Source organism: Streptomyces sp. NPDC059009 (genome assembly GCF_042740175.1).
Taxonomy (GTDB): domain Bacteria; phylum Actinomycetota; class Actinomycetes; order Streptomycetales; family Streptomycetaceae; genus Streptomyces.
This window is the reverse complement of record NZ_JBHYJB010000031.1, coordinates 67,175-93,103: the sequence shown is the minus strand read 5'-3', so window position 1 is coordinate 93,103 and position 25,929 is coordinate 67,175. Positions and strand designations below refer to the sequence as shown.

Below are 25,929 nucleotides of genomic sequence, written 5' to 3'. Positions count from 1 at the left end.
AGACTCAGGCCGCCACGCCCACGGGTTCAGGCCGCCGCCCGGTCCGCCAGAGCCACCGGCGGCTCGTCGTCCATCTCGAAGGCCATCGGGAACGGCGCGTGCCCCGCAAGCCGGAACCAACGCACCTTGCGGTGCCGGCGCAGCGCACGGGCGGCGCGCACGGCGTCGTTGTGGAACCGCCGGGCCATCGGCACCCGCCGTACCGCGGCGGCCAGTTCGGTGGCCGCCTCGCTCCCGCCCGGCGCCTCGCGGACCGCCTCGACCTGCTGGGCCTCCCCGAAGATCGCGCGCAACGCCTGGCTGAGCTCGCTCTCGGCGACCTCGCGCTGTTCCTCCTCGGCCTGCCGGGCCGCGTGCGCCGCCTCGTACAGGACGATCGAGGCCGCCGGATCGAGCACCCCGGAGGTGGCCAGCTCCTGGGCGACCGAGGCGCGGCGCAGCAACTGGGCGTCGAGGGCGGCCCGCGCGGCGTCGATGCGGGCGTGCAGCCGGTCGAGACGGCCCGCGGTCCAGCTCAGGTAGAGGCCGATCGCGAAGAGGGCCGCCGCGATCCAGATCAGTGTGGAGGTCACGGGCGGTAAGGCTAGTCGCCCCGGGGCGCACGCCATGCCGCCGGGGACACGGACCGGCCGTCAGCCCCGCGCACTCGCGACACCACAGCCCCACGAGCCTCGGCGGCCCCGACGCCCAGTCCTGGCCCGGCGGCCCCGACACCCAGTCCTGGCCCGACCGACCCTCAGTCCCGCGCCGGCCCAACGCTCAGTCCCGCGCCAGCCCGAACCGCGCCCGCAGCCCCGACCGCTCGTCCGCCGCCACCGACGCCGCGCCGTCCGTCACCGTCTCGTACACCGCGAGGATGTCCGCGCCGACCGTCGACCAGTCGAAGCGCCGCACGTGCTTGCTGCCCCGCTCGCGCAGCCCCTGCCGACGCTCGGGGTCGCCCAGGAGCCGCAGCGCCGCCTCCGCGAGGGCGTCCGCGTCCTCGTTGGCGAACAGGTCGCCCGCGGCGCCCTGGTCGAGGACCTGCGCGAAGGCGTCGAGGTCGCTGGCGAGGACGGGGGCGCCCGCCGACATCGCCTCGACCAGGATGATGCCGAAGCTCTCGCCGCCGGTGTTCGGGGCGACGTACACGTCGACACTGCGCAGCAGCCGCGCCTTGTCCTCGTCGCTGACCATGCCGAGGAACTCGACCCGCGCGCGCATGTCGGCCGGGAGCGAGGCCACGGCCTCCTGCTCGTCGCCGCGGCCGGCCACCAACAGCCGTGTCTGTGGCCGCTCTTCGAGGATCCTGGGCAGCGCCTTCATCAGTACCGGAAGGCCCTTGCGGGGCTCGTCGATCCGCCCGATGAAGCCGATGGTGTCGCCCTGCCACTCGGACTTGGGCTCGGCCTCGGCGAAGAAGTCGACGTCGACGCCGTTCGGGATGACGACCGCGTCGCCGCCCAGGTGCTCGACGAGGGTGCGCCGCGCGTACTCGCTCACCGCGATGCGGGCGCTGATCTTCTCCAGGGCGGGCTGCAGGATCGGGTACGCGGCGATCATCGCCCGCGAGCGCGGGTTGGACGTGTGGAACGTCGCGACGATCGGGCCCTGCGCGGCCCAGCAGGCGAGCAGGCCGAGCGACGGGGAGGTCGGCTCGTGGATGTGGATGACGTCGAACGTGCCCTCGTGGAGCCAGCGCCGCACGCGCGCGGCCGACAGGAAGCCGAAGTTGAGCCGGGCCACCGAGCCGTTATAGGGCACCGGGACCGCGCGGCCCGCCGACACCACGTACGGCGGCAGCGGGGTCTCGTCATCGGCCGGGGCAAGCACGGAGACGTCGTGCCCGAGGCGGATGAGGTGCTCCGCCAGATCGCGGATGTGGAACTGGACGCCGCCCGGCACGTCCCAGGAGTACGGGCAGACGATCCCGACCTTCACGCCTGCCCCTTGCCCGGGCCGCCCTCGGGGCCGTCGCCCGAGACCCCCTCCGAGGCCCCCTCCGCGGGCGCCTTGGCCGGGTCGAGATCCGCGAGCCACAGTCTCTGCAGCATGTGCCAGTCCTCCGGGTGGTCGGCGATGCCCGAGGCGAAGGCGTCCGCAAGGGCCTGCGTCATGACAGACGTCTTCTCCGCACGAGTACCTGTCTCGGGGACGTCGATCGGCGGATGCACACGCCCCTGCATGACGGGCGACTCGTCGTACCAGAGCGTGACCGGCAGCAGCAGGGCGCCGGTCTGCTGGGCCAGCATGGCGGGTCCCGCGGGCATGCGCGCCGTGTCGCCGAAGAACTTCACCTCGACCCCGGACGCCGACAGGTCCCGGTCCGCCACCAGACAGACGAGCCCGCCCGCGCGCAGCCGCCGCGCCAGCGTCCCGAAAGCGGCCCCTCCGGTGTGCGGCAGGACCTCCATGCCGAGGCTGCCGCGATAGGCCACGAACCGGTCGTACAGGGACTCGGGCTTGAGCCGTTCCTGCACCGTCGTGAAGGGCGTCTCCAGCTTCGTCGTCACCCACGCGCCCGCGAGGTCCCAGTTGGCGAGGTGCGGCAGGGCGAGGATGACGCCCTTGTCGGAGGCGAGGCCGTCGGTCAGGTAGTGGACGTCCTTGGGCACGAAGCCGGTCCTGATGCGCTCCTTGCTCCAGGCGGGCAGCCGGAAGGACTCCATCCAGTAGCGCATGTACGAACGCATGCCCGCCTTGGAGAGCTCGGCGAGCCGCTCCGGAGACGCGTCAGGCACCACGCGCGCGTAGTTGGCCTCGAGGCGCTGGATGCCCTTGCCCCGGCGCTTCCACGCGGCGTCCGCGATGGTCCGGCCGAGCTTCACGGCGACCGGCTCGGGGAGCTTCTTCACGGTGGACCAGCCGACTCCGTAGAGGGCGTCGGTGAGCTTCTCCGTGGCGCCGCTCACGAGGCGGTCTCGCTCTGCTGGTCGGTCGCGGCCACCGCGTCGGCCTCCGCCGACTCGCGCCGCACGGTCACCACGCGCTGGATGAGGGTGACCAGGCTGCCCACCGCGACGATCCACAGCGCGATCGGCAGCAGCACCTGGATGCCGGGCACACCGAACTTGTGCAGCCCCGCGAAGCCCGCGGCGACCAGCGAGATCACCAGGCGCTCGGCGCGCTCCACCAGGCCGTTGACCGCGACGGGCAGGCCGATCGCCTCACCGCGGGCCTTCGTGTACGAGACCACCTGGCCGCTCGCCAGACAGAAGATGGAGACGGCGCACAGGATGTTGTCGTCGCCCGACCCCGCGTACCAGAGCGCGAGACCGCCGAAGATGGCCCCGTCCGCGACCCGGTCGAGCGTGGAGTCGAGGAACGCGCCCCAGCGGCTGGAACGGCCGAGCTGGCGCGCCATGTTGCCGTCGACGAGGTCCGAGAAGACGAACAGCGTGATGACGACCGTGCCCCAGAAGAACTCACCGCGCGGGAAGAAGACCAGCGCCCCCGCCATCACACCGGCCGTGCCGATCAGGGTGACCGCGTCGGGGCTGACCCCACGGCGGATGAGAAATGCGGCGAACGGCGTGAGGACACGCGTGAAGAATGCACGCGCGTACTTGTTCAGCATGGCCTTCCCGAGGGTCAGGTGCGCCGCGCGGCCCCGTTGGCCACCGGCCGACCCATCGTAGTCACGCCCTTCACACTCCAGCTCGCCCCCTCACGATCGCGTACGACGTATGGACGCACCGTGACACGAGTGGAAAGCTCGAAAGCACCGCGGGCGTCGCCGGAGCCGACCCGCACCTGGGTCCCGCGTGCCCGCATGCAGCCAGCATCCCCGAGGGGGCTGTGCCTCCTCGCCGTGCACGTAACCGGGAGGCCAAGGCATGGGCGACAAGGCGAACGCACACCCCGGAGCCGCCGGCAGGGCAGCGACGGCCGACCACCCCGCGTCCGTACGGAATGTGGTGCTGGTCGGCCACAGCGGATCGGGCAAGACGACTCTGGTGGAGGCCCTCGCGCTGACCGCGGGGGCGGTGAACCGGGCGGGCCGGGTGGAGGACGGCACGGCCGTCTCGGACTACGACGAGATCGAGCACCGGCAGCAGCGCTCGGTCCAGCTGTCCCTGGTTCCCGTCCAGTGGGACGGATACAAGGTCAACCTCCTCGACACTCCCGGATACGCGGACTTCGTCGGGGAGTTGAGGGCCGGTCTGCGCGCCGCGGACGCGGCCCTCTTCGTGGTCTCGGCGGCCGACGGCGTGGACGGCGCGACCCGCATGGTGTGGGAGGAGTGCGCCGCGGTCGGCATGCCCCGCGCCATCGTGGTGACCCACCTGGAGGCGGCCCGCGCCGACTTCACCGAGATGACCCGCACCTGCGCGGAGGCGTTCGGCGCCGACGACCCGGACGCCGTGCTCCCGCTCTACCTGCCGCTCCACGGCGAGCAGGGCCCCGACGGCCACGCCCCCGTGACCGGCCTGATCGGGCTGCTCTCGCAGCGGGTCCACGACTACGCCTCCGGTGAGCGCAAGGAGTCCGAACCGGGCGCCGAGCAGCTCCCGTTGATCGAAGAGGCGCGCAACAAGCTGATCGAGGGGATCATCGCCGAGAGCGAGGACGAGTCCTTGATGGACCGCTACCTCGGCGGCGAGGACATCGACCTGAAAACGCTGGTGGAGGACCTGGAGCGGGCCGTGGCGCGCGGCATCTTCCACCCCGTGCTCGCCGCCGCCCCGGCCGCCGAGGGCGCCCGCCAGGGCATCGGCACGGTCGAGCTCCTGGAGCTCATCACGGGCGGCTTCCCGACCCCCTCCGAGCACCCGCCCCCAGCCGTCACCCGCCCCGACGGCACCGGTCGCCCCGCGCTCAGCTGCGACCCGGAGGGCCCGCTGGCGGCCGAGGTGGTGAAGACGGCGTCCGACCCGTACGTGGGACGCGTCTCCCTCGTACGCGTGTTCTCGGGCACCCTGCGCCCGGACGAGACGGTGCACGTATCCGGCCACGGCCTCGCCGACCGCGGCCACGAGGACCACGACGTGGACGAGCGCGTCGGGGCGCTCTCCTCCCCCTTCGGCAAGCAGCAGCGCACCCTGACGCACTGCATCGCCGGGGACCTGGCGTGCGTGGCCAAGCTGGGCCGCGCCGAGACCGGCGACACCCTCTCCGCCAAGGACGACCCGCTCCTGATGGAGCCCTGGGACATGCCCGACCCGCTGCTCCCGCTGGCCATCCAGGCGCACAGCAAGGCCGACGAGGACAAGCTCTCCCAGGGGCTCTCGCGACTGGTCGCCGAGGACCCGACCATGCGTCTCGAACAGAACCAGGACACCCACCAGGTGGTCCTGTGGTGCCTGGGCGAGGCGCACGCCGATGTCGCCCTGGAGCGGCTGCGCAGCCGTTACGGGGTGCAGGTCGACGTCGTGACGCACAAGGTCTCCCTGCGGGAGACGTTCGCGGGCAAGTCCGGCGGGCGCGGCCGCCATGTGAAGCAGTCGGGCGGCCACGGCCAGTTCGCGATCTGCGAGATCGAGGTCGAACCGCTGCCCGGCGGCAGCGGCATCGAGTTCGTCGACAAGGTCGTCGGGGGCGCCGTGCCACGGCAGTTCATCCCCTCCGTGGAGAAGGGCGCCCGGGCCCAGGCCGCGAAGGGCGTCGCCGCGGGCTACCCCCTCATCGACGTGCGCATCACGCTGCTCGACGGCAAGGCGCACTCGGTGGACTCCTCGGACGCCGCGTTCCAGACGGCGGGCGCCCTGGCCCTGCGCGAGGCCGCGTCGGACGCGCGGATCCATCTCCTGGAGCCGGTGGCCGAGGTGCAGGTCCTGGTCGGGGACGACCATGTCGGCGCGGTCCTGAGCGACTTGTCGGGGCGGCGCGGCCGGGTGGTCGGCACCGAGCAGGCGCCCGGCGGCCGCACGCTCGTACGGGCCGAGGTGCCGGAGATCGAGATCGGCCGGTACGCGGTGGATCTGCGCTCCCTCTCCCAGGGCACGGCACGGTTCAGCCGCAGCTACGCACGGCACGAGCCCATGCCCGCCCAGCTGGCCGAACGGATCCGTGAACAGGCCCAGGACGTCACGTAGTTGAGCCGGAACGGGGTCGCCCAGGGCCCCGGTGCCGCCCGCCCGACCCCTCCGGCGGGCGGCATTCGGCGCACCGCTGACGGATGTCGGTGGCCCCCGATACGCTGATGACCTGATCAACAGGTGGCTCAACAGGTGTGCCGGACACGGAAGTCGGGAAATCCCGCACCGAAGGCGTTGCGGCGATGGGGGCGGCAGTGGCGGACGATGCATTCGACTTCAGGCCCGGGGCCCAGGTCCCGCTCTCGGGCGCCGACGGCCAGACCGCGGCCACGCACGCCCTCGCATCGGCGGCGTACCGGGACGGGGAGGTCTCGGAGATACTCAAGGCCAACAGCGACTGGCACAAGTCCGAGGTGAAACCGGGCCTGTTCGGGCTCTTCGTGCCCAGCCTGGGCGAGGCGTTCTCGCGGGCGGTGCAGCTGCGGATGCTCGGCGGCGGCCGCAAGCCCCTCATCCAGTCGTTCGGCACGGAATCGCCCTCGGTCGTCGAGCACTGCCTGGCGGCCAACAAGATCCGCCGCGAGCGCGACAAGTGGCTCACGATCGTGATGGGCGTCTGCGGACTGCTGTTCCTGCCGGGCCTGTTGGTCTGGCTGATCGGATTCAGCGCCAAGAAGTGGCTGGACAAGCAGAAGGACAAGCGCACCAAGCTGATCGGCACGATCCTGCTGATCGCCGTGGGCGTGCTGCTCGCGGTCTTCCTGATCAAGACGCCGCTGCACGGCTTCTGGGCCTGGTACGCACGCGCGTGTGCGGTCGTCCCCGTCATCGGCTGGCTCTGGGCCCGGCAGATAGCCGAGCGCTCGGCGAGGGTCCTGCGCGAGCAGTGGGACAGCCTCCTCGCGGGCGGCGCCGTCGGCGCGAAGATCCCCGAGGCGGTGCCCGGCAGCCCCGGCGAGACCGCCGCCGAGCGGCTGCGCCAGGGCCTGGCCAGCATCGCCGCCGAGGAGCAGAGCAACTCGGTCTTCTACGCGGGCCCCAAGGGCATCCTGGGCATGGGCACCCGCTGGGGCAGCTGGCAGCTCGCCGAGGACCTGGTCCCGCTCAAGGAGGGCGGCGAGATCCACCCGTTCCGCAGCTGGGACGTGATCCGGGTGATCCACGACCAGCTGCACCGCCTCAACCAGGGCCCGCTCAAGACGAACGGCTTCCCGGCCCCGTCCATAAAGCACTGGATCGTCTCCGCCATCGGGGAGAACGCGAAGAAGGTCGCCCGCCCCGCCGGCGGCACGGACGTGGAGGCGTTCCAGATCCGCGGCCACGAGATCCAGCGGATCTGCAACGAGCAGCAGTTCGGCAGCGGCGACCGCCACTACCTGGGCGTCCAATTCGTGCTCTGGGACGGCCAGTTGGTCATCACGATGCTGATCACCGTGACGGTGCTGCACGAGACCCTGCGCATCGAGGTCACCGGGCACGCCCTCGGCCCCGTGCACGCCCTCTTCACCAGCAAGCCGGACCCGAAGACGAAGACGGTGAGCAAGTCGGTCAGGTTCTGGGAGACCAAGGACGTCCAGCTGCCGCTCGCCACCGCGGGCGAGGTCGTCCGGCTCTCGGTCCGCGCCCCCTTCAGCTGGTACCCGCCGATGCTGGACTACCTCGGCGGCAAGCTGGTGCTCCCCGAGCCCTTCGGCCTGCGCCACTCCTGGGCCGACAAGCCCTGGCGGCACCGCTTCATGGCGGACGACGCGATGCGCGCGGCCACCCCGGTGCTCCGGGTGGTGCACGCGGCGGCCATCAAGGTCCTCGAGGAGAACGGGGTGAACACGGAGCGCTTCGGCGCCCGCTCGGGCTTCCTCAGCGGCGCCGTCCAGGACCCGGCGCCGCGCAAGGCGGACGTGTACGACGCGTAGGGGCCCGGCGTGCGGAGCACTCGGGGGGACGCCCCCTAGGGCCTGATCCGCCGGACAGGCCCTAGCTCGCCGTCGGCCAGGCGGCGGCCAGCATCGCCCGTGTGTCCGCGAGCAGTTGCGGCAGCACCTTCGTGTGCCCGACGACCGGCATGAAGTTGGTGTCCCCGCCCCAGCGCGGCACGATGTGCTGGTGCAGATGCGCGGCGATCCCCGCGCCCGCCACGGTGCCCTGGTTCATGCCGATGTTGAAGCCGTGCGCCCCGGACGCGGTGCGCAGCGCCGTCATCGCCTGCTTGGTGAGCTCCCCGAGCTCGGCCGTCTCCGGGCCGGTCAGCTCGGTGTAGTCGGCGACGTGGCGGTACGGCACGACCATCAGGTGGCCGCCGTTGTACGGGTAGAGGTTGAGCACCGCGTACACCTGCTCGCCGCGCGCGACGATCAGGCCGTCCTCGTCGGACTTGGCCGGGATGCCGCAGAAGGGACAGCCGTCGTCGGCCCCCGGGCCGGTCGGCTTGTTCTCGCCCTGGATGTACGCCATCCGGTGGGGCGTCCACAGGCGCTGGAACGCGTCCTGCGTCCCCACTCCGATCTGCTGCTCCGGCTCACTCGTCATGGGGTGCAGCATATGACTTCGCCCCGTCGGCCCGTGCCGCCGGGGCAACTGCTCGGGCCCCGGGGCGCGCGCAGCACCCCGGGGCCCGTCACAAGCCGCGTATCGCGCTCGGGTCAGACCTGGGCCCGCTCCTCGACGACCTTCGCGATCTTCGCGATGGCGTCCTCGACCGGGATGCCGTTCTCCTGCGAGCCGTCGCGGTAACGGAAGGACACGGAGCCGTTGTTCATGTCCTCGTCACCGGCGATGACCATGAAGGGGACCTTGGCCTTCTGGTGGTTGCGGATCTTCTTCTGCATCCGGTCCGAGGAGGAGTCGACCTCGACGCGCAGCCCCTGGGCCTTCGCCTTCGCGGCGAACTCCTGGAGGTAGGCGACGTGGCCGTCCCCGATCGGGATGCCGACCGCCTGCACCGGTGCGAGCCAGGCCGGGAAGGCGCCCGCGTAGTGCTCAAGAAGAACACCGAAGAACCGCTCGATGGAGCCGAACAGCGCGCGGTGGATCATGACGGGCTGCTGGCGCGAGCCGTCCGCCGCGGTGTACTCGAGGTTGAACCGCTTGGGCTGGTTGAAGTCGACCTGGATCGTCGACATCTGCCAGGACCGGCCGATCGCGTCCTTGACCTGGACTGAGATCTTCGGGCCGTAGTAGGCGGCGCCGCCCGGGTCCGGCACCAGCGGCAGGTCCTGCTTCTCGGCCGCGAGCCGCAGCGCCTCGGTGGCCTCCACCCAGTCCTCGTCCGAGCCGATGAACTTGTCGGAGTCGTCGCGGGTGGACAGCTCCAGCTCGAACTCGGTCAGGCCGTAGTCGCGCAGCAGGTCGAGCACGAAGGTGAGGAGCTTGTCGAGCTCCTCCGCCATCTGCTCCTTGGTGCAGTAGATGTGCGAGTCGTCCTGGGTGAAGCCGCGCGAGCGGGTCAGTCCGTGCACGACGCCCGACTTCTCGTAGCGGTACACGGTCCCGAACTCGAAGAGCCGCAGCGGCAGTTCACGGTACGAACGCCCACGGGACTTGAAGATCAGGTTGTGCATCGGGCAGTTCATCGCCTTGAGGCGGTAGTTCTGCTCGTCGAACTCGATGGCGGGGAACATCGCCTCGCCGTAGTGCGGCAGGTGCCCCGAGATCTCGAAGAGCTTCTCCTTCGAGATGTGCGGGGTGTTCACGAACTCGTAGTCCGCGTCCTCGTGGCGGCGCCGCGAGTAGTTCTCCATCTCCTTGCGGATGATGCCGCCCTTGGGGTGGAACACCGCGAGGCCCGGGCCGAGCTCCTCGGGGAAGGAGAACAGGTCGAGCTCCGCACCGAGCTTGCGGTGGTCGCGCTTCTCGGCCTCGGCGAGGAACTCCAGGTGCGCCTTGAGCTCGTCCTTGGAGGGCCAGGCGGTGCCGTAGATGCGCTGCAGCATCGGGTTCTTCTCGCTGCCGCGCCAGTAGGCGCCGCCGGAGCGCATCAGCTTGAACGCCGGGATGTTCCGGGTGGTGGGCAGGTGCGGACCCCGGCAGAGGTCCTTCCAGCACAGCTCGCCGGTCTTCGCGTCGAGGTTGTCGTAGATGGTCAGCTCGCCGCCGCCCACCTCCGCGTCGGCCCCGTCGGCGGCCTGCGCGGCGTTGCCCTTGAGGCCGATGAGCTCCAGCTTGTACGGCTCGTCGGCGAGCTCCACGCGCGCGTCGTCGTCGCTGGTGACACGGCGCGCGAACTTCTGCCCCCGCTTCTGGATCTCCTGCATCTTCTTCTCGACGCGCTTGAGGTCCTCGGGGGTGAACGGCTCGGCGACGTCGAAGTCGTAGTAGAAGCCGTCCCGGATGGGCGGGCCGATGCCCAGCTTGGCCTCGGGGAAGAGCTCCTGCACGGCCTGCGCCATGACGTGCGCGGTCGAGTGGCGCAGGATGTTCAGGCCGTCCTCGGAGGAGATCTCCACGGGCTCGACGGTCTCGCCGTCGGCGATCTCGTACGCGAGGTCCTTCAGCTCGCCGCCCACGCGCGCGGCCACGATGGTGCGCTCACCGGAGAAGAGGTCGGCGGCGGTAGTGCCCGTCGTCACCACGCGCTCTTCCCGCTCGGAATCGCGTTGGATGATCACACGGACGTCTGACACCGGTCTCTCCTGCCTGAAGGTGGATGCGCGGCCCTTTCCCGTGGGGCGCGCACTAGGGATCGTACCGAGCCCTGACCGCCCACCGCGAAACGGTTAAGGCGGCGCCCCGCCTCCGGCACCCACACCCTCACTCCCCGCTGCACGCCTCCTCGAAGAAGTCGAGGAGGCGTGCAGCGACTTCATCAGCCGGTCCCGCTCCGCCTCGTCGACCTGCACCGGCACCACACCACCGGCCCCGGTCAGGCGCCGGAACCCGCTCCTGCTCTCCAGCCGCCCGTGCACCCGCACCGGCAGCCCCACCAGATGCGCGTGCCCGGCGATGCGGTACGCCTCCTCGTCCAGCGTCATCCGTACGTGCGGGACCTCCGCGCCCGCGAGCACCCGCAGCCGCACCACCCCGCTCCCCCGCGGCCCCGACCGCCGCATCCGCACCACGGCCCCCGTGATCCGCACCGGCACCGAGGGCTCCTCGCGCAGATACCGGGCGCTCGCCTCCCGCAGCACCGGCAGGTCACCGGGCGAGAACTCGACGGGCTCCGCGGCCGCCGCGCACCCCTCGGGCACCCCGGCCGCGGGCGCCCACTCGACGGCCACGCGCGCGCCCTCCGTGCCCCGCACCAGAGCCATCAGCGCCTCCGTGAGCTCATGGCTGGCGCCCGCCTCCACGGCCCCGTCGAAGGCGTCCATGCCGCCGGTGGCCCGCTGGTAGTCGACGGCCTCGCGGATGGCGTAGAGCGCCTGGTGCAGCCGGACCACCAGGGGGCGCCCGGTCAGGACGGGCACGAACGCGGTGAGCTGCCGCCCGCCCGGCGCGGGCCCCACCAGGACGCTCTCCAGCGAGGCCGCCGCGGGCCCCCGGTGCCGGGCCCCGTAGTACCCGGCCCGGCCGCGCGCCGCGAGCGCCCCGGCGAGCAGCAACTGCCGCGCTGCCGAACGCAGTTGCTCCTCGGCCGTCCAGCTGGCCGCGCCCGCAGGACCCATCGGCACATCGCGCCACCACCGGATCTCGTCGCTGGGCACCGCGAGCGCGACGAGCACCTCGCGGGCGGCGGGCGAGGGGTTGCGCGTCAGTGCGGTCAGGGCCTCCCCCAGCAGATCCTCGCTGTCGGGAAAGGCCCGGCTCTCCGGCACCAGCAGGCTGAGCCCGCCGCTCCCGGCCCCGGGCGGGGTCCACCGCGCATACCGCCCCGCCGCTCCCCCGCGCCGCCGCCAACCGTGCCGCCGCAGCAGCGCGCCGAGGACGGCGGGGTCGACCTGCCCGGGCTCGGGCGGCTCGGAGAAGAGATCCGGGGGCGGTACGGGGTGGGGCCTCACCGGTCGTCCTGGCTCGTCGATCGGACGGTGCATCAGGGTCTCCCTCCCGTCCCCACCCGCGTCATGATCTCGCAGAGCGCCCGGTCGTCGAAGATCCGCGAGGTCGGGACGCGCACGGTGGTCCTGCGCCGGCCGGTCACCGGGTGTCCGGCGAGATTGGTCCAGTAACAGCAGTGCCGCAGGTCGAGCCGGTCGTGACTGGCCCGCAGCCAGTCGTCCTGGGACCGGGGCACGAGCATCACGACCAGGATCTTGTGCACCGAGACCGGGGTGCGGGCGAGCTTCTCCAGGTGCGCGTTGTCGAGCGTGAAGGAGAAGGCGGGCCCACAGGGGTTCGGCGGTATCTGGTACGTGCACTTGAGCTGCACCTTGATGGTGACTTCGTCGTCGACCGTGTGCCCGGGGGCGCTGTGGCTGACGTGCCAGTCGATGCCGTTGTCCGGAAAGGGCTGCGAGAGCGAGCACCCCGCGGCGGCCGCCACGGCATGCAGATAGCCCACCTGAAGGGTCTCCATACAGGCGGTGGTGGCGAGAGTGCCGCGCGGCGGTGCGATCCGCTCGGGCAGCAGCCCGCCCTGTTCGGGCTGCGCGAGCGCCATGTCCAACAAGCCTTCCGAACCGGTCAGTCGTCACGGCGGGCCGGTCAACTGCCCGGCCCTGTACCTGTGTTGTCTCCGGGCCGCGTATGGCGCAAACGGCCCGGGTATCACCTGCGTGGGCAGAGGAGGCAGGCCGTCTGCCGGAGTTGAACGAGGAGTTGCACCATCATGACGTGCTGGTACGAGGGGCCCTTGGCCGCATTCGACACAGAAACCACAGGCGTGGACGTCGAGACCGACCGGATCGTGTCGGCGGCGCTCATCGTCCAACAGGGCGCGGGCACCCGGCCGCGCGTCAGCCGCTGGCTGGTGAACCCGGGCGTCCCGGTCCCCGAGGCCGCCACGGCGATACACGGCCTGACGGAGGAGCATCTGCAGCACAACGGCCGCTGGCCGGCGCCGGTCATGGAGGAGATGGCCCGCGAGCTGGGCGAGCAGTGCGCGGCGGGCCGTCCCCTGGTGGTGATGAACGCGCCCTTCGATCTGACGCTCCTGGACCGGGAGTTGCGCAGGCACCGCGCCTCCACGCTCTCCGCCTACCTGGCGAACTCCCCGCTGTGCGTCCTCGACCCCCGCGTCCTGGACAAGCACCTGGACCGCTACCGCAAGGGCCGCCGCACCCTCACCGACCTGTGCGCGCACTACGAGGTGGAGCTGGACGCCGCCCATGACGCGGCGGCCGACGCGATGGCCGCCCTGGATGTCGTACGGGCGGTGGGGCGCCGCTTCGCGTCCCGGCTCGAGCGCCTCTCCCCGGCCGAGCTGCACACGCTGCAGGCGGTCTGGCACGCGGCGCAGGCTCGCGGCCTGCAGGCGTGGTTCGCGCGCAGCGGCACCCCGGAGACGGTGGACCCGGCCTGGCCGGTGCGCCCCGAACTCCCGGCGGCAGCCTGAGCGTTGGGGAGCCGGACCCCCATCAGGGCATGAAAAAAACCGGTCCGTCGGTGACGGACCGGCATTCTCCGGGTGGGCGATACTGGGTTCGAACCAGTGACCTCTTCGGTGTGAACGAAGCGCTCTCCCACTGAGCTAATCGCCCGGGAACGGGTTGAACCATACAGGTCCTCGCGGGTTTCCTTCAAACCGATTCGAGGTAGCGGACCAGGCCACGCCGTCCGGCCCGCATCATCAGCCCATGGTTGAGCAGGAACAGCGGCCGCCCGGGCACGGCGAGACGCCGCATCAGCGGCTTGCGCACCTCCACCTCCTGCTCGTAGACCGCACGCGTCCCACCGGGCCACGCCCGCACCGTCCAGCGCGCCCATCCCTCGAGATCCCCGCTCATCGCGACCTCAAGGACCCCGGCCCCCTGATCACGGCGCACCGCCCGAGCGGTCACGAGCAGGTCGTACGGGAGCAGGGACCGGAAGCGCGCGAGCCCCTGGTCCTCGCCGGTCGACGTCACCTCGCGCACCTGGGGCCACCACAGCGGATAGTCCTCGGCGCGCTCCAGAACGGCGAACACGGCGTCGGGCCCGGCGGCGAGCTCCCACACGCTGCGGAAGCGGAAATGACTCCAGTCCATACCTGAGTATCCGTCGGTCGCATGCCAACGGGGAGCGCAAGAAGCGGAATTGACTGATCCCGTTGACTAATCGCCGGGAAAACAGCGGGAATTACGACTGCGGCCCGGAGGCTTAAAGCCTCCGGGCCGCAGTTCCGGGGTGGGCGATACTGGGTTCGAACCAGTGACCTCTTCGGTGTGAACGAAGCGCTCTCCCACTGAGCTAATCGCCCCGGGCGCACGGAGAACATTACCGCATGTCAGCGGGTGCTCCGACCGCCGTGGGGTGGCCCCCGTCACTCATTGATCTTCCAGGGCATCTCGAGGCCGAACTTCCAGACGTAGACGCCGACCAGAGCCGCGACGATCACGAGGCCGATCGTGGTCAGGATGATGTTGCGGCGGCGCACCTTGGGGTCGAGCGCCCGCTGCGTCGCCTCTGTGACCTTGCGCTTCGTCCAGCGAAGCACCAGTTGGGCCCAGACGAACTCGGTGGCCCAGATCGCCATGCCGCCGAAGATGACCAGCCACCCAGGGCCCGGCAGCGGCAGCATGATGATGCCCGCGACGACCACCGCGAGACCCACGATGAAGACACCCACCTGCCAGCTCAGGTGCAGGGCCTTGCGGGCCTTGATGAACTCCGGCGCCCGCGATCCGAGCGGCTGCTCGCCGGAGGCCGCGCCGGTGGCCCCGTCGGCCGCGACCGCGCCCGCCGGTTCGTTACTCCCCGTATTCATGCAGCCAAACCTTACCGGACGGAAACCCCTCACCGGAATGGGTGAAGCGGCCGAACACAGACCCCGCCAAGCGAGCTACCTAAAGACACGCAAAACCCTCAGAGGGGTTTACAACGGCACCGTAGGTGGCATGTCGATTTCGCCGACGTGCGAATCCCCGAGCGCACACTGAGCGAAAGGCCCTGGCGCTTATGAACACCACGGTCAGCTGCGAGCTGCACCTGCGCCTCGTTGTGTCGAGCGAGTCCTCACTGCCTGTACCCGCAGGACTGCGGTATGACACGGCCGATCCCTATGCCGTGCACGCCACCTTCCACACCGGAGCCGAGGAGACCGTCGAGTGGGTGTTCGCCCGCGACCTCCTCGCCGAGGGCCTTCACCGGCCCACCGGTACCGGCGACGTCCGAGTCTGGCCGTCCCGCAGTCACGGTCAGGGAGTCGTCTGCATCGCCCTGAGCTCACCCGAGGGTGAGGCCCTGCTCGAGGCCCCGGCGCGGGCCCTGGAATCGTTCCTGAAGCGAACCGACGCGGCGGTGCCGCCCGGCACCGAACACCGCCACTTCGACCTCGACACCGAGCTCTCGCACATCCTGGCCGAGAGCTAGCGAGGCTCCGTCGAGAACCGCCCGGCACCGTCCACTCGGGGAGACGGCTCGGGCGCTGCACAACGGAACACAGGCAGACCCAGCAGACACCGGCGCCGTCGCCGCGGACCTTCCGTGGCGACGGCGCCGGTGCGCGCGTGGGCGGAGCCGCTAGCATCGGCCAGCATCGGTGGGCCCCATTCCCCGAGCTCTCCATGAGCAGGGGAGACCCCACCACCTCCAGGCCAGGGAGCGAATCGTGCTGATCACCCACGACACCCGGTGCGCGCTCGACACCGTCGTGGATCTGGTGAACACCGCGCCAGACGAGAACGGGTCCGATGGCCTCGCCGATGTGGCGGCCCTGGGAGATTTCGTACGAAGCCACGACATCAGCGATGTCGGGACGCTAGGCGAGCGGGACCTGAACACGGTGCGTGACATCCGTGGGCGCTTCGCGGAGGTCTTCGCCGCCCCCGATCCACGTACCGCGGCGGCGCTGATCAATGAGCTGGTGGCGGCCGCAGGCACCACGCCCCGGCTCACCGACCACGACGGCTACGACTGGCACGTGCACTACTTCGCGCCGGGGGCGTCCGTCGCGGACCATCTCGCGGCCGACTGCGGGATGGCGCTCGCCTTCTTCGTGGTGGCCGGGGAGGAGGAGCGGCTGCGGCGCTGCGAGGCCCCGGACTGCCGGCGCGCCTTCGTGGACCTCTCCCGCAACCGCTCCCGCCGCTACTGCGACAGCCGCACCTGCGGCAACCGGCTGCACGTCGCGGCCTACCGGGCCCGGCGCAAGGAGGCCGCGGGCTAGCACCTCGTACGGGATCGGCGGCCTACAGCAGAAACAGGTCGTGCAGCGAGGCCATCAGGAGCAGACAGCCGATCACCGCCAGGAAGATCATCAGGGGTGGCTGGGAGAGCGCGAAGAGGCAGCCTCTTCGCTCTTCGGTGGGCGGGGCGGCGTCGCGCGGCGGGGTCGTGTCCAGCATCTCGCCGCGATGATGACGCAGCGGACGGGTGGCGTGCGTCCAACACGCCCGGAGAACCCGGGAGTTCGCCGGATCATGTGACCTTGGTGCGGCGCCCGTGACGCCTGTGCGCCGGGGGGAGCCGCTCGGGAGCGCGCGGGCGCCGCGGCCGCCATCCTCCGCCGGGCACACCGCCGTTGACGGCGGGGCCGGAACGAGCGCTCCAACCCCCTTGGTGCGGTGGGTCCTTGACGGGTGTCAGATGCCGTGCTTCTTCAGGATCGCCTCGATGTCGCTGAAGTCCTCCGCGGGCGCCGCCGACTTCGGCTGAGCCGCGGGCCTGGCCGCCGGGCGGGAGCCCTGGCCGAGCGAGGGGGCCGAGGCCGTCGGCGCCACCGCGTCACCCTGGGCGGCCCTCTCGGCGGCCTTGCGCTCCTTGCGGGTGCCACCGGAGCGGCGCTCCACCGCGCGCGTGGTCATGAAGAGCAGCCAGGCGACTCCGAGGACGCCGATGCCCGCCCACGCCTTGACGCTGAAGGCCGTGTCGGCCGCCCAGCCGACGACGCCGGTCATCACCAGGCCGATGGGCACCAGGGCGTAGGCGCCGATGCGGGCGGCGGCGAGGAAGCGCTTGCGATAGGCCGTGACCGCGGCGATGCCCAGGCCGGCCGCGGATACGGCGGAACACACGGTCTCGGCAATCATCCGGTCCTCCATGCGTGGCTGTTTCGTCCCCTCCATCCTGCACCGCCACCCGGTGAGTCAGCCACGTACCGGGCAGACCTCAGGGAGATATCGGGGTCCGGATCCTCCGCAGGTGCCGGATCCGCGCGCGGGGACCGGAGTGGGCGGCGCCCCGGGCTGCTGGGAGACTGGACCCATGAGCGACTCCTCCACCGCCCGCCCCGTCACCGTCGACGTCTGGTGCGAGCTCCAGTGCCCCGACTGCCGCACCGCCCTCGATGACGTCCGCGCCCTGCGGGAGCGCTACGGCGACCGCGTCGAGCTGCGGCTTCGGCACTTCCCCCTCGAGAAGCACAAGCACTCCTTCGCCGCCGCGCAGGCCGCCGAGGAGGCGCTCGTCCAGGGGCAGGGCTGGCCGTACGTGGAGGCCGTGCTCGGCCGGGTCGAGGAGCTGGACCGCAAGGGCGAGCCCCTCCTGGTCGAGGCGGCGCGTGAACTGGGCCTGGACGCCGAGGAGTTCGACACCGCCCTGATCGACGGGCGGCACATCCTGATCGTCGACGCCGACCAGGCCGAGGGCAAGGCCATCGGCGTCACCGGCACCCCGACGTACGTCGTCGGCGGGGAGCGGCTCGACGGCGGCCAGAGCCAGGAGGGGCTGCGCGAGCGCGTCGAGGAGCTCACCGACCGGCTGCTCGCCGCCGCGGGCCAGGAGGCCCAGGGCAGCTAGAGCAGCTGCTTGTAGAGGTAGTACGAGGTCGGCTCGTAGCCCAGGGACTCGTACAGGCGCAGGGCCGTGGTGTTGCCCGCGAAGACGTTGAGGCCCATGGCGGCGCTGCCGGACGCGTGCGCCTGCTGTTCGGCGAGGAGCATCAGGGAGCGTCCGTGGCCGCGGCCGCGGTGCGCCTCGTCGACCCTTACGTCGTAGACGAAGGCGGTGTCGCCGAGCAGGGCGACCCAGAGCGTGCCGACGGGGGTGCCGTCCGCCTCCAGGACGCTCAGGTTCGTGTCGGGCGACGCGAGGCCGTTCGGGAGGCTGGCGGCGTGGTCCGCCTCGGCCTTGGCGCGGGCCTCCGCCTCGGGCACGCCGCGCGCGACCCACGTCCGGACATAGCTCTCGTTCTCTGCGGCGATCCACGGGCCGTACTCGGCCTCGGTCATGGGCCGGCCGCGCACGCCCTCGGGCAGGGCTTCGGGGACCGTCGGCAGGGGCTTGGCCAGCTGCCGGTTGCGCTCCACGTAGCCGAGGGCGGTGGCGAGGTGCAGGGCCTCCGTCGCGGTCGCGGGGACGGTCGCCTCGATGCGCGTACAGCCCCAGCCCCGCACCACTTCCTCGGCGGCGAGCGCGGCCACCGTGCCACGGCCGCGCCCGCGGTCCCGCTCGTCGATCCGCAGCGCGCGGATCTGGCCGACGCGCGGCCCGAAGACCGCGTGCGTGCCGAGCTCGATGGCGCCCACCGGACGGCTGTTCACGCAGACGTCGAACGTGCGTGACTTCGCGCCGTCGGCGCTCTGTTGAAGCGGCCCGCTCGGCCGCAGGGTCGTGGTCATCACGGGTGTTCTACCCGCGACGGGCGCCGTCGTCATCAGGTTTACGGGTCGATGTCGGCGGCGGCGCGCTCCGCGAAGACCCGCATCGCCTTCGCCGTCACCGGGCCCGGGGCGCCCGGCAGTTGGCGCCCGTCGATCCGGTGCACGGCCTGCACGTCGCGCAGCGTCGAGGTCAGGAAGACCTCGTCGGCCCGGTTCAGCACGTCGAGGGGCAGCTCGGTCTCGCGCGCCCCCGTCCACTCGACGACCAGCTCACGGGTGATGCCCCCGAGACAGCCGGAGGCGAGCGGCGGTGTGTGGACGTCGCCGTCGACCACCACGAAGACGTTGGTGCCCGTGCCCTCGCACAGCTTCCCCACCGTGTTCGCGAACAGGGCCTCGGAGGCGCCCTGTTGGGTGGCGCGGGCGAGCGCCACGACGTTCTCCGCGTACGAGGTGGTCTTCAGGCCCGCCAGGGCGCCGCGTTCGTTGCGGGTCCAGGGGACGGTGATCGCCGCGGTGGTGTCGGGGCGGCGGGCGGCCGCGCCGAGGGCGACGACGAGTGTGGTGCCCTCGTCGCCGCGGTCGGAGCCGAGCGGCGAGAGCCCTCCGGTGTACGTGATGCGCAGCCGCCCGAGCGGCATCGGGTTGGCCTCCAGGACGGCGGCGCAGGCCCGGCGCACCGCGTCGGCGTCCGGCTCGGGCAGGCCGAGGCCGCGCGCGGAGCGGGCCAGCCGGTCCAGGTGGCGGGTGAGGGCGAAGGGGCGCCCCTCGACGGCCTTCACCGTCTCGAAGATGCCGTCGCCCACCGTGAGTCCGTGGTCGAACACGGAGACGCGGGCCGCGTCGAGGTCCTGCAGCCCGTCATTGAGCCAGATCTTCACGTCGGGGTCCTTCCACCACTCACACTTCGTACGTCCCCGAAGCTACCTCCAGCAGCCGTGCGGCCTTCAGCTCGGTCTCCCGCCACTCGTCCTCGGGGTCCGAGCCCCAGGTGATGCCCGCCCCCGCCCCGTACCGCAGCACGCCCTCGGCGCGGTCGATCCAGAAGCTGCGGATGCCGACGGCGAGCTCACCGGTCCCCCGGTCCGCGTCGACCCAGCCGATGCCGCCGCAGTACGGGCCGCGGGGCGCCGTCTCCAGTGCGTCGATGATCCGCAGCGAGCTGGACTTGGGGGCGCCGGTGACGGAGCCGGGCGGGAAGGCGGCGTCGAGCAGTTCGGGCCAGCCGGCGCCGGGGCGCAGCTCGCCGGCGACCGTGGAGACGAGGTGGACGAGGCCGGGGTGCTTCTCGACCACGCACAGCTCGGGCACGGTCACGGATCCGGTCACGCAGACCCGGCCCAGGTCGTTGCGGACGAGATCCACGATCATGACGTTCTCGGCGTGGTCCTTCTCGGTCAGCTCCGCCTCGGTGCGCCCCGTGCCCTTGATCGGCCCGGACTCGACGACGCGGCCCTCGCGGCGCAGGAACAGCTCAGGCGAGGCGGTGGCGATCTCGACGCCGTGCTCGGGGAGACGGATCGTTCCGGCATAGGGAGCGGGGTTCCCGCGCGCAAGGAGAGCGGTCAGCTCGTCCACGTCGGCGTCGGGTGCGATCGGCGCGGAGAGCACGCGGCAGAGGTTCACCTGGTACACGTCGCCCGCTGCGATGTGCGCCCGGATCGTCCGTACGCCCTCCGTATACGCGTCGTGACCGAGCGACGACATCCAGTCGGCCGGGGCGGGCCCCCGCCACTTCCCGGGCACCGGCAGCGGCACGGGCGCCTCGCGCACGTCCGCGAAGCGGGCGCAGGTCAGACCCCCCTCGAAGTCGGCGGCGACGGCCCAGAAACCGCTGCTGTCCAGGGCCGAAGGGTCGCTGGTCACGTCCAGGAGACCGGTGGCCACGCGGCTGCCGAAGCGGGCGAGGGGAGGGAGTGTGGAGGAGGGGCTGTGCACGGCTGCGAGTCTATGACCGGTGTCCTGAGGCTGTCCTGACGGTGCCCGGCGGGGGTCGCACCGCAGCACGCTGCGCAAACGCGTTTTTGTATCGCCCCAGGAATCCGCTAGAGTTCAACACGTCGCCGGGACGCGGAAGCGGACCGGGAAAGACAAGCGGACGTAGCTCAGTTGGTAGAGCGCAACCTTGCCAAGGTTGAGGTCGCCAGTTCGAACCTGGTCGTCCGCTCGCAGGAAAGTGGGGGATCTTCCCGAGACCCCGCACTCCTGGTGGAGTGGCCGAGAGGCGAGGCAACGGCCTGCAAAGCCGTCTACACGGGTTCAAATCCCGTCTCCACCTCCATGCGCGATTAGCTCAGCGGGAGAGCGCTTCCCTGACACGGAAGAGGTCACTGGTTCAATCCCAGTATCGCGCACTGGATCTTCGGACTCCGGTCCGTCACTGATCCGTCCCGCGCGATTAGCTCAGCGGGAGAGCGCTTCCCTGACACGGAAGAGGTCACTGGTTCAATCCCAGTATCGCGCACGCAGTACCGAGTAAAACGCAGGTTGACCTGCGCGATTAGCTCAGCGGGAGAGCGCTTCCCTGACACGGAAGAGGTCACTGGTTCAATCCCAGTATCGCGCACGCGCAGTACGAAGCCCCCGGCCGTCTCTTCGGCCGGGGGCTTCGTCGTCCCTCCGTCAGGAGGAGAAGAGCATGTGTCCGAAGCTCTTGTGGCGGTGGTGTCCGCCGTGGTGGCCGCCGTAGTGACCGCCGTGCTGGGCGCCCCAGGCGGGCGCGGCCGGGGCCGGGGCGGCGGGGTAAGCCTGCGGGGCCGCCGGGGGCGGCGGGGCCTGCTGGCCCCACTGGGCCTCGAGACGGGTCAGGGACTCCAGCTCGCCGTAGTCGAGGAATATCCCGCGGCAACCGCTGCACTGCTCGATCTGGACGCCGTTGCGGTTGTACGTGTGCATGGGTGCGTGACACTTGGGACACTGCATGGACGGCTCAACTCCTCGCCGGTCGTGACTGCTTGGCCGGATCTCTTCCCGGCTTCGGTGCGTTGCACCCTACTTGGCCTGCTCGGTCGCGAACTCGGGCGGGAGGGTGGCCATTCGGTCACAGGTGTCGATCACAGCCTGTTCGACCTCGTCCAGGAGACGCCCCTCCGTGACCGCCTTGGCGATGGCGAGGGCCGCGGTCTGGATGGTGAGGGCGCGGGCCGGGACGTCCAGGGCGGGCCAGGGGTCGGTGCCGGGCGGCGGGACGGCGGGGCCGCCCGCCTGTTGGTAGGCGGTGAGGAAGCGGGTCCACTCCTCCGGGGCGAGAAGGCCGCAGGCGTACCAGGCGGCGGGGCGGGCGAGGTCCCAGGCCGGGTTGCCGAGGCCCAGGTCGTCGACGTCGATGAGGCGCCACGCGCTCTCCCGGTCCGGCTCCCCGGGGGCTCGGACCAGCTGGCCCAGGTGGAAGTCTCCGTGGCAGACGGTGTCGCGGGCGGGGCCCCGGGTCTCGGCGCGGGCCCAGGGGGGCAGGGTGCCCCAGGCTCGCTCGACGGGGGCCGCCGCGGGGTGCGGGCCCGCCGCGCGGAGGCGGGCCAGGGCGCGGGCGGACTTCTCGGGGCCCCTCATGTCCGGGAGCGGGTGCGGGAGTTCGGCGGGCGGTACCCGGTGGAGGCGGGCCAGGAGGGTGGCCGCGGCCTCCCAGGGGGCGGCTTCGGGGGTGTCGGGGTCCACGGGGGTGCCGGGCGGCCAGAGGGTGACCTGGCGGTCGTGCAGGGTCGTCGCAAAGGGGTGCAGCGGGGGCAGGAGGACGGTGCCGAGGGTGGGGTGGGCGGCCGCAGCGAGGCGTGCGGAGAGCTCCGTGGGGTCCGTGTCGCCGGTGTGGGCCTTGGCCACGAGGGTGCCGTGGCGGACGACGGTGGCGTCGGGGCGGTCCGCGAGGGTGGCCTTCTCGCAGGTGCAGCGGCCCTCCGGGGTGGGGTGTGCCAGGGCGTGGGCCTTGGCCTGGAGGGCGGGGACGAGGGGGTCGGGCGGGGGCACGGGGTGAGCGTACGCAGAGGCTCGGGCGGGAGTTTCCCCAGCCCCGGGCGAGTTCGCCCTCAAACGCGGGCGGGCTGAACAAGTGCGAAGCCAGGACCACCGCAACCATCAATTGAGGAACCCCCGCGGCGGGAATTTGGTCCGCGAGAGCGGCGCCGGTTTAGGCGCAAGAGAGAGCAACGGCCCGCGCAGCTCCCCAGCTGCGCGGGCCGTCATGCCGTCCGCCGCACCCCCGTCCCCACGGGGTTTCATGGCCGGATGTCCCCGCCCGGACCGCTCTTCCGGGCCTGGGGCGCCGCTCAGCGCCCCAGCATCACGCCCACGGACGACGCTTGTGTGACCACTGCGTCCCAGCCGCCGAAGACGACTACGAGCAGGGCCGCCAGAGGGAGGACCATGGCTGTCGCCACCAAGGGATGGCGGGTGCCGGACGGGCGGGCGCCGAACGCGAAGGTCTTGCGCCCCTGCGTGCGGAACATGGTCCGCGGTGCCGTGTCCGCCATGGTTCCTCTCCCGGCTCGATTCTGTTGGTTCTGGCAAGCGGCGGGTGGCTGACCTCGGGGGACGAGTGCTGCACCCGCCGCTTGACTTCAAATCTAGGGCCGGGGTGCGTTCACGACGTCATGCCCTCGTACCGATTGGCGGGCCTCCCGGAGGATGACCGCGCGACGATCGCGTACTCCCGTGGGTGGAGAAGAGGGCCTAGGACGGGGCCTAGGACTCGGGGTCTTCCCGGAGGGGTCGCCCGCTCTGGCCCGTCGTGTGCTCGGGCGTGCGCTCGGAGGTGTCCTCCCTCGGGACGGGCTGCTCGACCAGCGCGAGGACGCGGGTCGACATGAAGCGGGCCGTGCGCACCACGGAGCCGCTGCGGGTGACTTCGCTCACTTCCACGACTCCCCTGCGGACCGCAGTCTCCACTCTGCGGCCCGCTCGGCTCGCCACCACCTCGTACGTCCGGGTCGTGTCACCGGCGTCCACGACTATCTCCACGCGATCACCCTTCACGGGATCAATCCCCCTTCAGCGATGGATGGTTGGCGGTGCGTGGGACGGCAACGAGCCCCGCTCCGCCGCGTCCTGACCACTCTTCAAGTTTCCCATCCGGCACTGACAATCGATCGGACCGCGAGGGCGCGGCCTCTGCACGTGCCCGGCCGCGGAAACGTAAGCTGTGGCTCGTCAAACGGACCGGGCAGCGGGGATGGACATGGCGATGATGCGGCTCCGGCGCGAGGACCCGCGTGTCGTCGGCTCGTTCAGGCTGCACAGGCGCCTGGGCGCCGGCGGCATGGGGGTCGTCTACCTGGGCTCCGACCGGAGGGGGCAGCGGGTCGCGCTGAAGGTGATCCGGCCCGATCTGGCGGAGGATCAGGAGTTCCGGTCGCGGTTCGCTCGGGAAGTGTCGGCCGCGCGGCGGATTCGTGGCGGCTGCACCGCCCGGCTCGTCGCCGCGGACCTGGAGGCCGACCGGCCGTGGTTCGCCACCCAGTACGTGCCCGGGCCCTCGCTGCACGACAAGGTCGCCGCCGAGGGGCCGCTGTCGGCGGCCGACGTGGCCGCGGTCGGTGCGGCGCTCTCCGAGGGGCTCGTGGCCGTGCACGAGGCGGGCGTGGTGCACCGGGACCTGAAGCCCTCCAACATCCTGCTGTCCCCGAAGGGGCCGCGGATCATCGACTTCGGTATCGCCTGGGCCACCGGCGCCTCGACGCTCACGCATGTGGGGACCGCGGTCGGCTCGCCCGGGTTCCTCGCGCCCGAGCAGGTGCGCGGGGCCGCCGTCACGCCCGCCACGGACGTGTTCGCGCTCGGCGCCACACTGGCGTACGCGGGGATGGCCGACTCACCCTTCGGGCACGGCAGTTCGGAGGTCATGCTCTACCGCGTGGTGCACGAGGAGGCACAGCTCGGCGGGGTGCCGGACGCGCTCGCCCCGCTGATCAGCGCCTGTCTCGCCAAGGACCCGGAGGAGCGGCCCAGCACGCTGCAACTGTCGCTCAGGCTCAAGGAGATCGCGGCGCGCGAGGCCCAGGGCGGCCTGGCCGATGTGCGGCCCCCCGCGCCCCGGCAGGAGCAGGACCGGCCGACCGGGCGCCTCGCCGAGAGTTACGCGGACCAGCGCACCCAGCGGCGCACCCAGCCCGGCACTCCCCCGCCGCGGCCCAGCTCGTCCCGGCCCGGCTCGTCCCGGCCGAGCGCGTCACAGCCGGGGTCCTCCCGGTCGCAGCCGGGTTCCGCGCGGTCGGGTGCCCGGCCCACCGGGGCCCGGAACACGGGCCGTTCGGGCGGCAGGCCCGCGCCGCGCAGTGGTGCGGGGCGGCAGGGGCCGCGCACGACGGGCACGGGGCGGCGGCCCGCCAATCCGCGGCTGCTGCGGCAGCGGCTCTTCGTCTTCGTGGTCGTGACACTGCTCGTGGCCCTCGGGATCGCCGCGGCGCAGGGGTGCCAGGGGCCCGCGCGCGGGCTCGGGAGCGGGAGCGGGAACGACGGGCATCGCTCGCCGGGCGTGGCCCAGGAGCGGTTCGGCCCGGACGCCGGGTTCGGGGCCCAGCAGATTCAGAGCTGAGGGCGGCCCGTCGCCACCGCGTAGAAGGCGACGGCGGCCGCCGCTCCCACGTTCAGCGAGTCCACGCCGTGGGCCATGGGGATGCGGACCCACTCGTCGGCCGCGACCAGCGCCTGGGTGGACAGTCCGTCACCCTCCGCGCCGAGCATCAGCGCGACGCGGTCCATGCGGTGCGGCGCCGCCTCGTCGAGGGTGCGGGCCTTCTCGTCCGGGGTGAGGGCGAGGAGGTTGAAGCCCGCCTCGCGTACGCCTTCGAGGCCCCGCGGCCAGGACTCCAGACGGGCGTACGGAACGGAGAAGACCGCACCCATCGAGACCTTGACGCTGCGGCGGTAGAGGGGGTCGGCGCAGTCCGGGGACAGCAGGACCGCGTCCATGCCGAGGGCGGCCGCCGAGCGGAAGATGGCACCGATGTTGGTGTGGTCGTTGACCGACTCCATGACGACGACGCGGCGGGCCGTCCGCAGCAGCTCGTCGGCGGTGGGCAGTGGCTTGCGCTGCATGGAGGCGAGAGCGCCGCGGTGCACGTGGTAGCCGGTGACCTGCTCTGCGAGGTCGGGGCTCACCGCGTACACCGGGGCGGGGACCTCGTCGATGACGTCGCGCATGACGTCGACCCACTTGGCCGAGAGCAGCATCGAGCGCATCTCGTAACCCGCCTGCTTGGCGCGGCGGATGACCTTCTCGCCCTCGGCGATGAAGAGGCCCTCGGCGGGCTCGCGCTTGCGGCGCAGTTCGACGTCGGTCAGGCCCGTGTAGTCGCGCAGGCGCGGGTCCGCCGGGTCTTCGATGGTTTCGATGCTGCTGAGATCGGCCACAGGGTGATACTGCCTTGTCCGGGATGCGGTGCCAACGGCTGGGAGGGAGTTCCGTTACCGCTGGTTACTCGTGTGCTGGT

The 25,929-nt window shown here is 71.8% G+C and carries 26 protein-coding genes, 7 tRNA genes and 1 pseudogene; 12 read left to right on the top strand and 22 right to left on the bottom strand.

Annotation, left to right across the window (positions count from 1 at the left end; translation table 11 throughout):
* Positions 1–26: 26 nt before the first annotated feature.
* The 4 genes from ACFWYM_RS28620 to pgsA form a co-directional block, all read right to left on the bottom strand.
* Entirely contained in the window at positions 27–572 is a 546-nt protein-coding gene (locus ACFWYM_RS28620; RefSeq protein ID WP_384843346.1) for a hypothetical protein, read from the bottom strand.
* 187 nt (positions 573–759) lie between these two features.
* A complete protein-coding gene (locus ACFWYM_RS28615) occupies positions 760–1,920 on the bottom strand; it encodes a glycosyltransferase family 4 protein (protein WP_384843343.1) in 1,161 nt (386 codons plus the stop codon).
* A complete protein-coding gene (locus tag ACFWYM_RS28610) occupies positions 1,917–2,891 on the bottom strand; it encodes a phosphatidylinositol mannoside acyltransferase (RefSeq protein ID WP_384843340.1) in 975 nt (324 codons plus the stop codon). The genes ACFWYM_RS28615 and ACFWYM_RS28610 overlap by 4 nt, the downstream gene beginning before the upstream one ends.
* A complete protein-coding gene (pgsA, locus tag ACFWYM_RS28605; protein ID WP_384843338.1) occupies positions 2,888–3,556 on the bottom strand; it encodes a phosphatidylinositol phosphate synthase in 669 nt (222 codons plus the stop codon). Before pgsA ends, ACFWYM_RS28610 begins: the two co-directional genes overlap by 4 nt.
* 259 nt (positions 3,557–3,815) lie before the next feature.
* Between pgsA and ACFWYM_RS28600 the strand changes: the two genes are divergently transcribed.
* A complete protein-coding gene (locus ACFWYM_RS28600) occupies positions 3,816–6,014 on the top strand; it encodes an elongation factor G-like protein EF-G2 (RefSeq protein WP_384843335.1) in 2,199 nt (732 codons plus the stop codon).
* A 185-nt stretch (positions 6,015–6,199) separates the two neighbouring features.
* Complete coding sequence (locus ACFWYM_RS28595; protein WP_384843332.1) at positions 6,200–7,870, top strand: hypothetical protein; 1,671 nt, start codon at positions 6,200–6,202, stop codon at positions 7,868–7,870.
* Between the two features lie 61 nt (positions 7,871–7,931).
* Here the strand turns inward: ACFWYM_RS28595 and ACFWYM_RS28590 are convergent, their stop codons facing one another.
* The 4 genes and pseudogenes from ACFWYM_RS28590 to ACFWYM_RS28575 form a co-directional block, all read right to left on the bottom strand.
* The gene (locus ACFWYM_RS28590; protein WP_384843329.1) at positions 7,932–8,495 is read right to left on the bottom strand and encodes an HIT family protein; all 564 of its coding nucleotides are present in this window, start codon (positions 8,493–8,495) and stop codon (positions 7,932–7,934) included.
* A gap of 101 nt (positions 8,496–8,596) precedes the next feature.
* On the bottom strand, positions 8,597–10,576 hold the full coding sequence (gene thrS, locus ACFWYM_RS28585; RefSeq protein ID WP_384843326.1) for a threonine--tRNA ligase: 1,980 nt from the start codon (positions 10,574–10,576) through the stop codon (positions 8,597–8,599).
* Between the two features lie 127 nt (positions 10,577–10,703).
* A pseudogene (locus ACFWYM_RS28580) lies at positions 10,704–11,926 on the bottom strand (hypothetical protein).
* Positions 11,923–12,489 carry a DUF4365 domain-containing protein gene (locus ACFWYM_RS28575; protein ID WP_384843323.1) on the bottom strand — a complete coding sequence of 189 codons (567 nt, stop codon included), beginning with the start codon at positions 12,487–12,489 and terminating at the stop codon, positions 11,923–11,925. The pseudogene ACFWYM_RS28580 and the gene ACFWYM_RS28575 overlap by 4 nt, the downstream one beginning before the upstream one ends.
* A gap of 168 nt (positions 12,490–12,657) precedes the next feature.
* On the opposite strand from ACFWYM_RS28575, the gene ACFWYM_RS28570 reads away from it, so the two are divergent.
* A complete protein-coding gene (locus tag ACFWYM_RS28570; RefSeq protein WP_384843320.1) occupies positions 12,658–13,383 on the top strand; it encodes a 3'-5' exonuclease in 726 nt (241 codons plus the stop codon).
* 73 nt (positions 13,384–13,456) lie between these two features.
* On the opposite strand, the gene ACFWYM_RS28565 is transcribed toward ACFWYM_RS28570, so the two are convergent.
* From ACFWYM_RS28565 to ACFWYM_RS28550, 4 genes are all read right to left on the bottom strand, one after another.
* A tRNA-Val gene (locus ACFWYM_RS28565) sits at positions 13,457–13,528 on the bottom strand.
* Positions 13,529–13,567: 39 nt separating this feature from the next.
* Entirely contained in the window at positions 13,568–14,014 is a 447-nt protein-coding gene (locus ACFWYM_RS28560) for an SRPBCC family protein (RefSeq protein WP_384843317.1), read from the bottom strand.
* Between the two features lie 140 nt (positions 14,015–14,154).
* A tRNA-Val gene (locus tag ACFWYM_RS28555) sits at positions 14,155–14,226 on the bottom strand.
* A gap of 63 nt (positions 14,227–14,289) precedes the next feature.
* A complete protein-coding gene (locus tag ACFWYM_RS28550; protein ID WP_384843315.1) occupies positions 14,290–14,733 on the bottom strand; it encodes a TIGR02611 family protein in 444 nt (147 codons plus the stop codon).
* Between the two features lie 191 nt (positions 14,734–14,924).
* Here ACFWYM_RS28550 and ACFWYM_RS28545 point away from each other — a divergent pair, with 191 nt between their 5' ends.
* Positions 14,925–15,338 carry an SsgA family sporulation/cell division regulator gene (locus tag ACFWYM_RS28545; protein ID WP_003959770.1) on the top strand — a complete coding sequence of 138 codons (414 nt, stop codon included), beginning with the start codon at positions 14,925–14,927 and terminating at the stop codon, positions 15,336–15,338.
* Positions 15,339–15,576: 238 nt separating this feature from the next.
* Positions 15,577–16,134, top strand: coding sequence for a CGNR zinc finger domain-containing protein (locus ACFWYM_RS28540; protein WP_384843312.1), 558 nt, complete (start codon positions 15,577–15,579; stop codon positions 16,132–16,134).
* A gap of 22 nt (positions 16,135–16,156) precedes the next feature.
* Here the strand turns inward: ACFWYM_RS28540 and ACFWYM_RS28535 are convergent, their stop codons facing one another.
* On the bottom strand, positions 16,157–16,312 hold the full coding sequence (locus tag ACFWYM_RS28535) for a hypothetical protein (RefSeq protein ID WP_384843309.1): 156 nt from the start codon (positions 16,310–16,312) through the stop codon (positions 16,157–16,159).
* 237 nt (positions 16,313–16,549) lie between these two features.
* Positions 16,550–16,996: a hypothetical protein gene (locus tag ACFWYM_RS28530; RefSeq protein ID WP_384843307.1), complete on the bottom strand. Its 447-nt coding sequence runs from the start codon at positions 16,994–16,996 to the stop codon at positions 16,550–16,552.
* Between the two features lie 175 nt (positions 16,997–17,171).
* Between ACFWYM_RS28530 and ACFWYM_RS28525 the strand changes: the two genes are divergently transcribed.
* Positions 17,172–17,705 carry a DsbA family protein gene (locus ACFWYM_RS28525; RefSeq protein WP_384843304.1) on the top strand — a complete coding sequence of 178 codons (534 nt, stop codon included), beginning with the start codon at positions 17,172–17,174 and terminating at the stop codon, positions 17,703–17,705.
* Here the strand turns inward: ACFWYM_RS28525 and ACFWYM_RS28520 are convergent.
* Genes ACFWYM_RS28520 through ACFWYM_RS28510 form a run of 3 tightly spaced genes read right to left on the bottom strand, consistent with a single transcriptional unit; the run spans position 17,702 to position 20,446 of the window.
* Positions 17,702–18,526 carry a GNAT family N-acetyltransferase gene (locus ACFWYM_RS28520; RefSeq protein WP_384843301.1) on the bottom strand — a complete coding sequence of 275 codons (825 nt, stop codon included), beginning with the start codon at positions 18,524–18,526 and terminating at the stop codon, positions 17,702–17,704. The two genes, ACFWYM_RS28525 and ACFWYM_RS28520, sit on opposite strands and share 4 nt — an antisense overlap.
* A gap of 41 nt (positions 18,527–18,567) precedes the next feature.
* The gene (locus ACFWYM_RS28515; RefSeq protein ID WP_384843298.1) at positions 18,568–19,389 is read right to left on the bottom strand and encodes an aminotransferase class IV; all 822 of its coding nucleotides are present in this window, start codon (positions 19,387–19,389) and stop codon (positions 18,568–18,570) included.
* Between the two features lie 19 nt (positions 19,390–19,408).
* Positions 19,409–20,446 carry a chorismate-binding protein gene (locus tag ACFWYM_RS28510; protein WP_384843296.1) on the bottom strand — a complete coding sequence of 346 codons (1,038 nt, stop codon included), beginning with the start codon at positions 20,444–20,446 and terminating at the stop codon, positions 19,409–19,411.
* Between the two features lie 156 nt (positions 20,447–20,602).
* Between ACFWYM_RS28510 and ACFWYM_RS28505 the strand changes: the two genes are divergently transcribed.
* The 5 genes from ACFWYM_RS28505 to ACFWYM_RS28485 all read left to right on the top strand — a co-directional run bounded on the left by ACFWYM_RS28505 (position 20,603) and on the right by ACFWYM_RS28485 (position 21,074).
* Positions 20,603–20,675: transfer RNA gene (locus ACFWYM_RS28505), tRNA-Gly, on the top strand.
* A gap of 40 nt (positions 20,676–20,715) precedes the next feature.
* Positions 20,716–20,789 (top strand) — tRNA-Cys (locus ACFWYM_RS28500).
* Position 20,790: 1 nt separating this feature from the next.
* A tRNA-Val gene (locus tag ACFWYM_RS28495) sits at positions 20,791–20,862 on the top strand.
* A gap of 38 nt (positions 20,863–20,900) precedes the next feature.
* Positions 20,901–20,972, top strand: a tRNA-Val gene (locus ACFWYM_RS28490).
* A 30-nt stretch (positions 20,973–21,002) separates the two neighbouring features.
* Positions 21,003–21,074, top strand: a tRNA-Val gene (locus tag ACFWYM_RS28485).
* Positions 21,075–21,130: 56 nt separating this feature from the next.
* Here the strand turns inward: ACFWYM_RS28485 and ACFWYM_RS28480 are convergent.
* From ACFWYM_RS28480 to ACFWYM_RS28465, 4 genes are all read right to left on the bottom strand, one after another.
* On the bottom strand, positions 21,131–21,430 hold the full coding sequence (locus ACFWYM_RS28480) for a zf-TFIIB domain-containing protein (RefSeq protein WP_384843293.1): 300 nt from the start codon (positions 21,428–21,430) through the stop codon (positions 21,131–21,133).
* Positions 21,431–21,499: 69 nt separating this feature from the next.
* Complete coding sequence (locus ACFWYM_RS28475; protein WP_384843290.1) at positions 21,500–22,468, bottom strand: phosphotransferase family protein; 969 nt, start codon at positions 22,466–22,468, stop codon at positions 21,500–21,502.
* Between the two features lie 299 nt (positions 22,469–22,767).
* Positions 22,768–22,971: a hypothetical protein gene (locus tag ACFWYM_RS28470; RefSeq protein ID WP_384843286.1), complete on the bottom strand. Its 204-nt coding sequence runs from the start codon at positions 22,969–22,971 to the stop codon at positions 22,768–22,770.
* A gap of 211 nt (positions 22,972–23,182) precedes the next feature.
* Positions 23,183–23,473: a hypothetical protein gene (locus ACFWYM_RS28465; RefSeq protein ID WP_384843283.1), complete on the bottom strand. Its 291-nt coding sequence runs from the start codon at positions 23,471–23,473 to the stop codon at positions 23,183–23,185.
* Between the two features lie 196 nt (positions 23,474–23,669).
* Here ACFWYM_RS28465 and ACFWYM_RS28460 point away from each other — a divergent pair, with 196 nt between their 5' ends.
* On the top strand, positions 23,670–25,031 hold the full coding sequence (locus ACFWYM_RS28460; protein WP_384843453.1) for a serine/threonine-protein kinase: 1,362 nt from the start codon (positions 23,670–23,672) through the stop codon (positions 25,029–25,031).
* On the opposite strand, the gene ACFWYM_RS28455 is transcribed toward ACFWYM_RS28460, so the two are convergent.
* Positions 25,022–25,849, bottom strand: coding sequence for a TrmH family RNA methyltransferase (locus ACFWYM_RS28455; protein ID WP_384843280.1), 828 nt, complete (start codon positions 25,847–25,849; stop codon positions 25,022–25,024). The two genes, ACFWYM_RS28460 and ACFWYM_RS28455, sit on opposite strands and share 10 nt — an antisense overlap.
* Positions 25,850–25,929: the final 80 nt, after the last annotated feature.

Coding starts and splice junctions, on each gene's coding strand:
- pgsA (WP_384843338.1), bottom strand. CDS start 3,556: ATGCTGAACAAGTACGCGCGTGCATTCTTCACGCGTGTCCTCACGCCG.
- ACFWYM_RS28545 (WP_003959770.1), top strand. CDS start 14,925: ATGAACACCACGGTCAGCTGCGAGCTGCACCTGCGCCTCGTTGTGTCG.
- ACFWYM_RS28560 (WP_384843317.1), bottom strand. CDS start 14,014: ATGGACTGGAGTCATTTCCGCTTCCGCAGCGTGTGGGAGCTCGCCGCC.
- ACFWYM_RS28460 (WP_384843453.1), top strand. CDS start 23,670: ATGGACATGGCGATGATGCGGCTCCGGCGCGAGGACCCGCGTGTCGTC.
- ACFWYM_RS28595 (WP_384843332.1), top strand. CDS start 6,200: ATGGGGGCGGCAGTGGCGGACGATGCATTCGACTTCAGGCCCGGGGCC.
- ACFWYM_RS28550 (WP_384843315.1), bottom strand. CDS start 14,733: ATGAATACGGGGAGTAACGAACCGGCGGGCGCGGTCGCGGCCGACGGG.
- ACFWYM_RS28530 (WP_384843307.1), bottom strand. CDS start 16,996: ATGATTGCCGAGACCGTGTGTTCCGCCGTATCCGCGGCCGGCCTGGGC.
- ACFWYM_RS28470 (WP_384843286.1), bottom strand. CDS start 22,971: ATGGCGGACACGGCACCGCGGACCATGTTCCGCACGCAGGGGCGCAAG.
- ACFWYM_RS28520 (WP_384843301.1), bottom strand. CDS start 18,526: ATGACCACGACCCTGCGGCCGAGCGGGCCGCTTCAACAGAGCGCCGAC.
- ACFWYM_RS28480 (WP_384843293.1), bottom strand. CDS start 21,430: ATGCAGTGTCCCAAGTGTCACGCACCCATGCACACGTACAACCGCAAC.
- ACFWYM_RS28590 (WP_384843329.1), bottom strand. CDS start 8,495: ATGCTGCACCCCATGACGAGTGAGCCGGAGCAGCAGATCGGAGTGGGG.
- ACFWYM_RS28570 (WP_384843320.1), top strand. CDS start 12,658: ATGACGTGCTGGTACGAGGGGCCCTTGGCCGCATTCGACACAGAAACC.
- ACFWYM_RS28535 (WP_384843309.1), bottom strand. CDS start 16,312: ATGCTGGACACGACCCCGCCGCGCGACGCCGCCCCGCCCACCGAAGAG.
- ACFWYM_RS28600 (WP_384843335.1), top strand. CDS start 3,816: ATGGGCGACAAGGCGAACGCACACCCCGGAGCCGCCGGCAGGGCAGCG.
- ACFWYM_RS28575 (WP_384843323.1), bottom strand. CDS start 12,489: ATGGCGCTCGCGCAGCCCGAACAGGGCGGGCTGCTGCCCGAGCGGATC.
- ACFWYM_RS28525 (WP_384843304.1), top strand. CDS start 17,172: ATGAGCGACTCCTCCACCGCCCGCCCCGTCACCGTCGACGTCTGGTGC.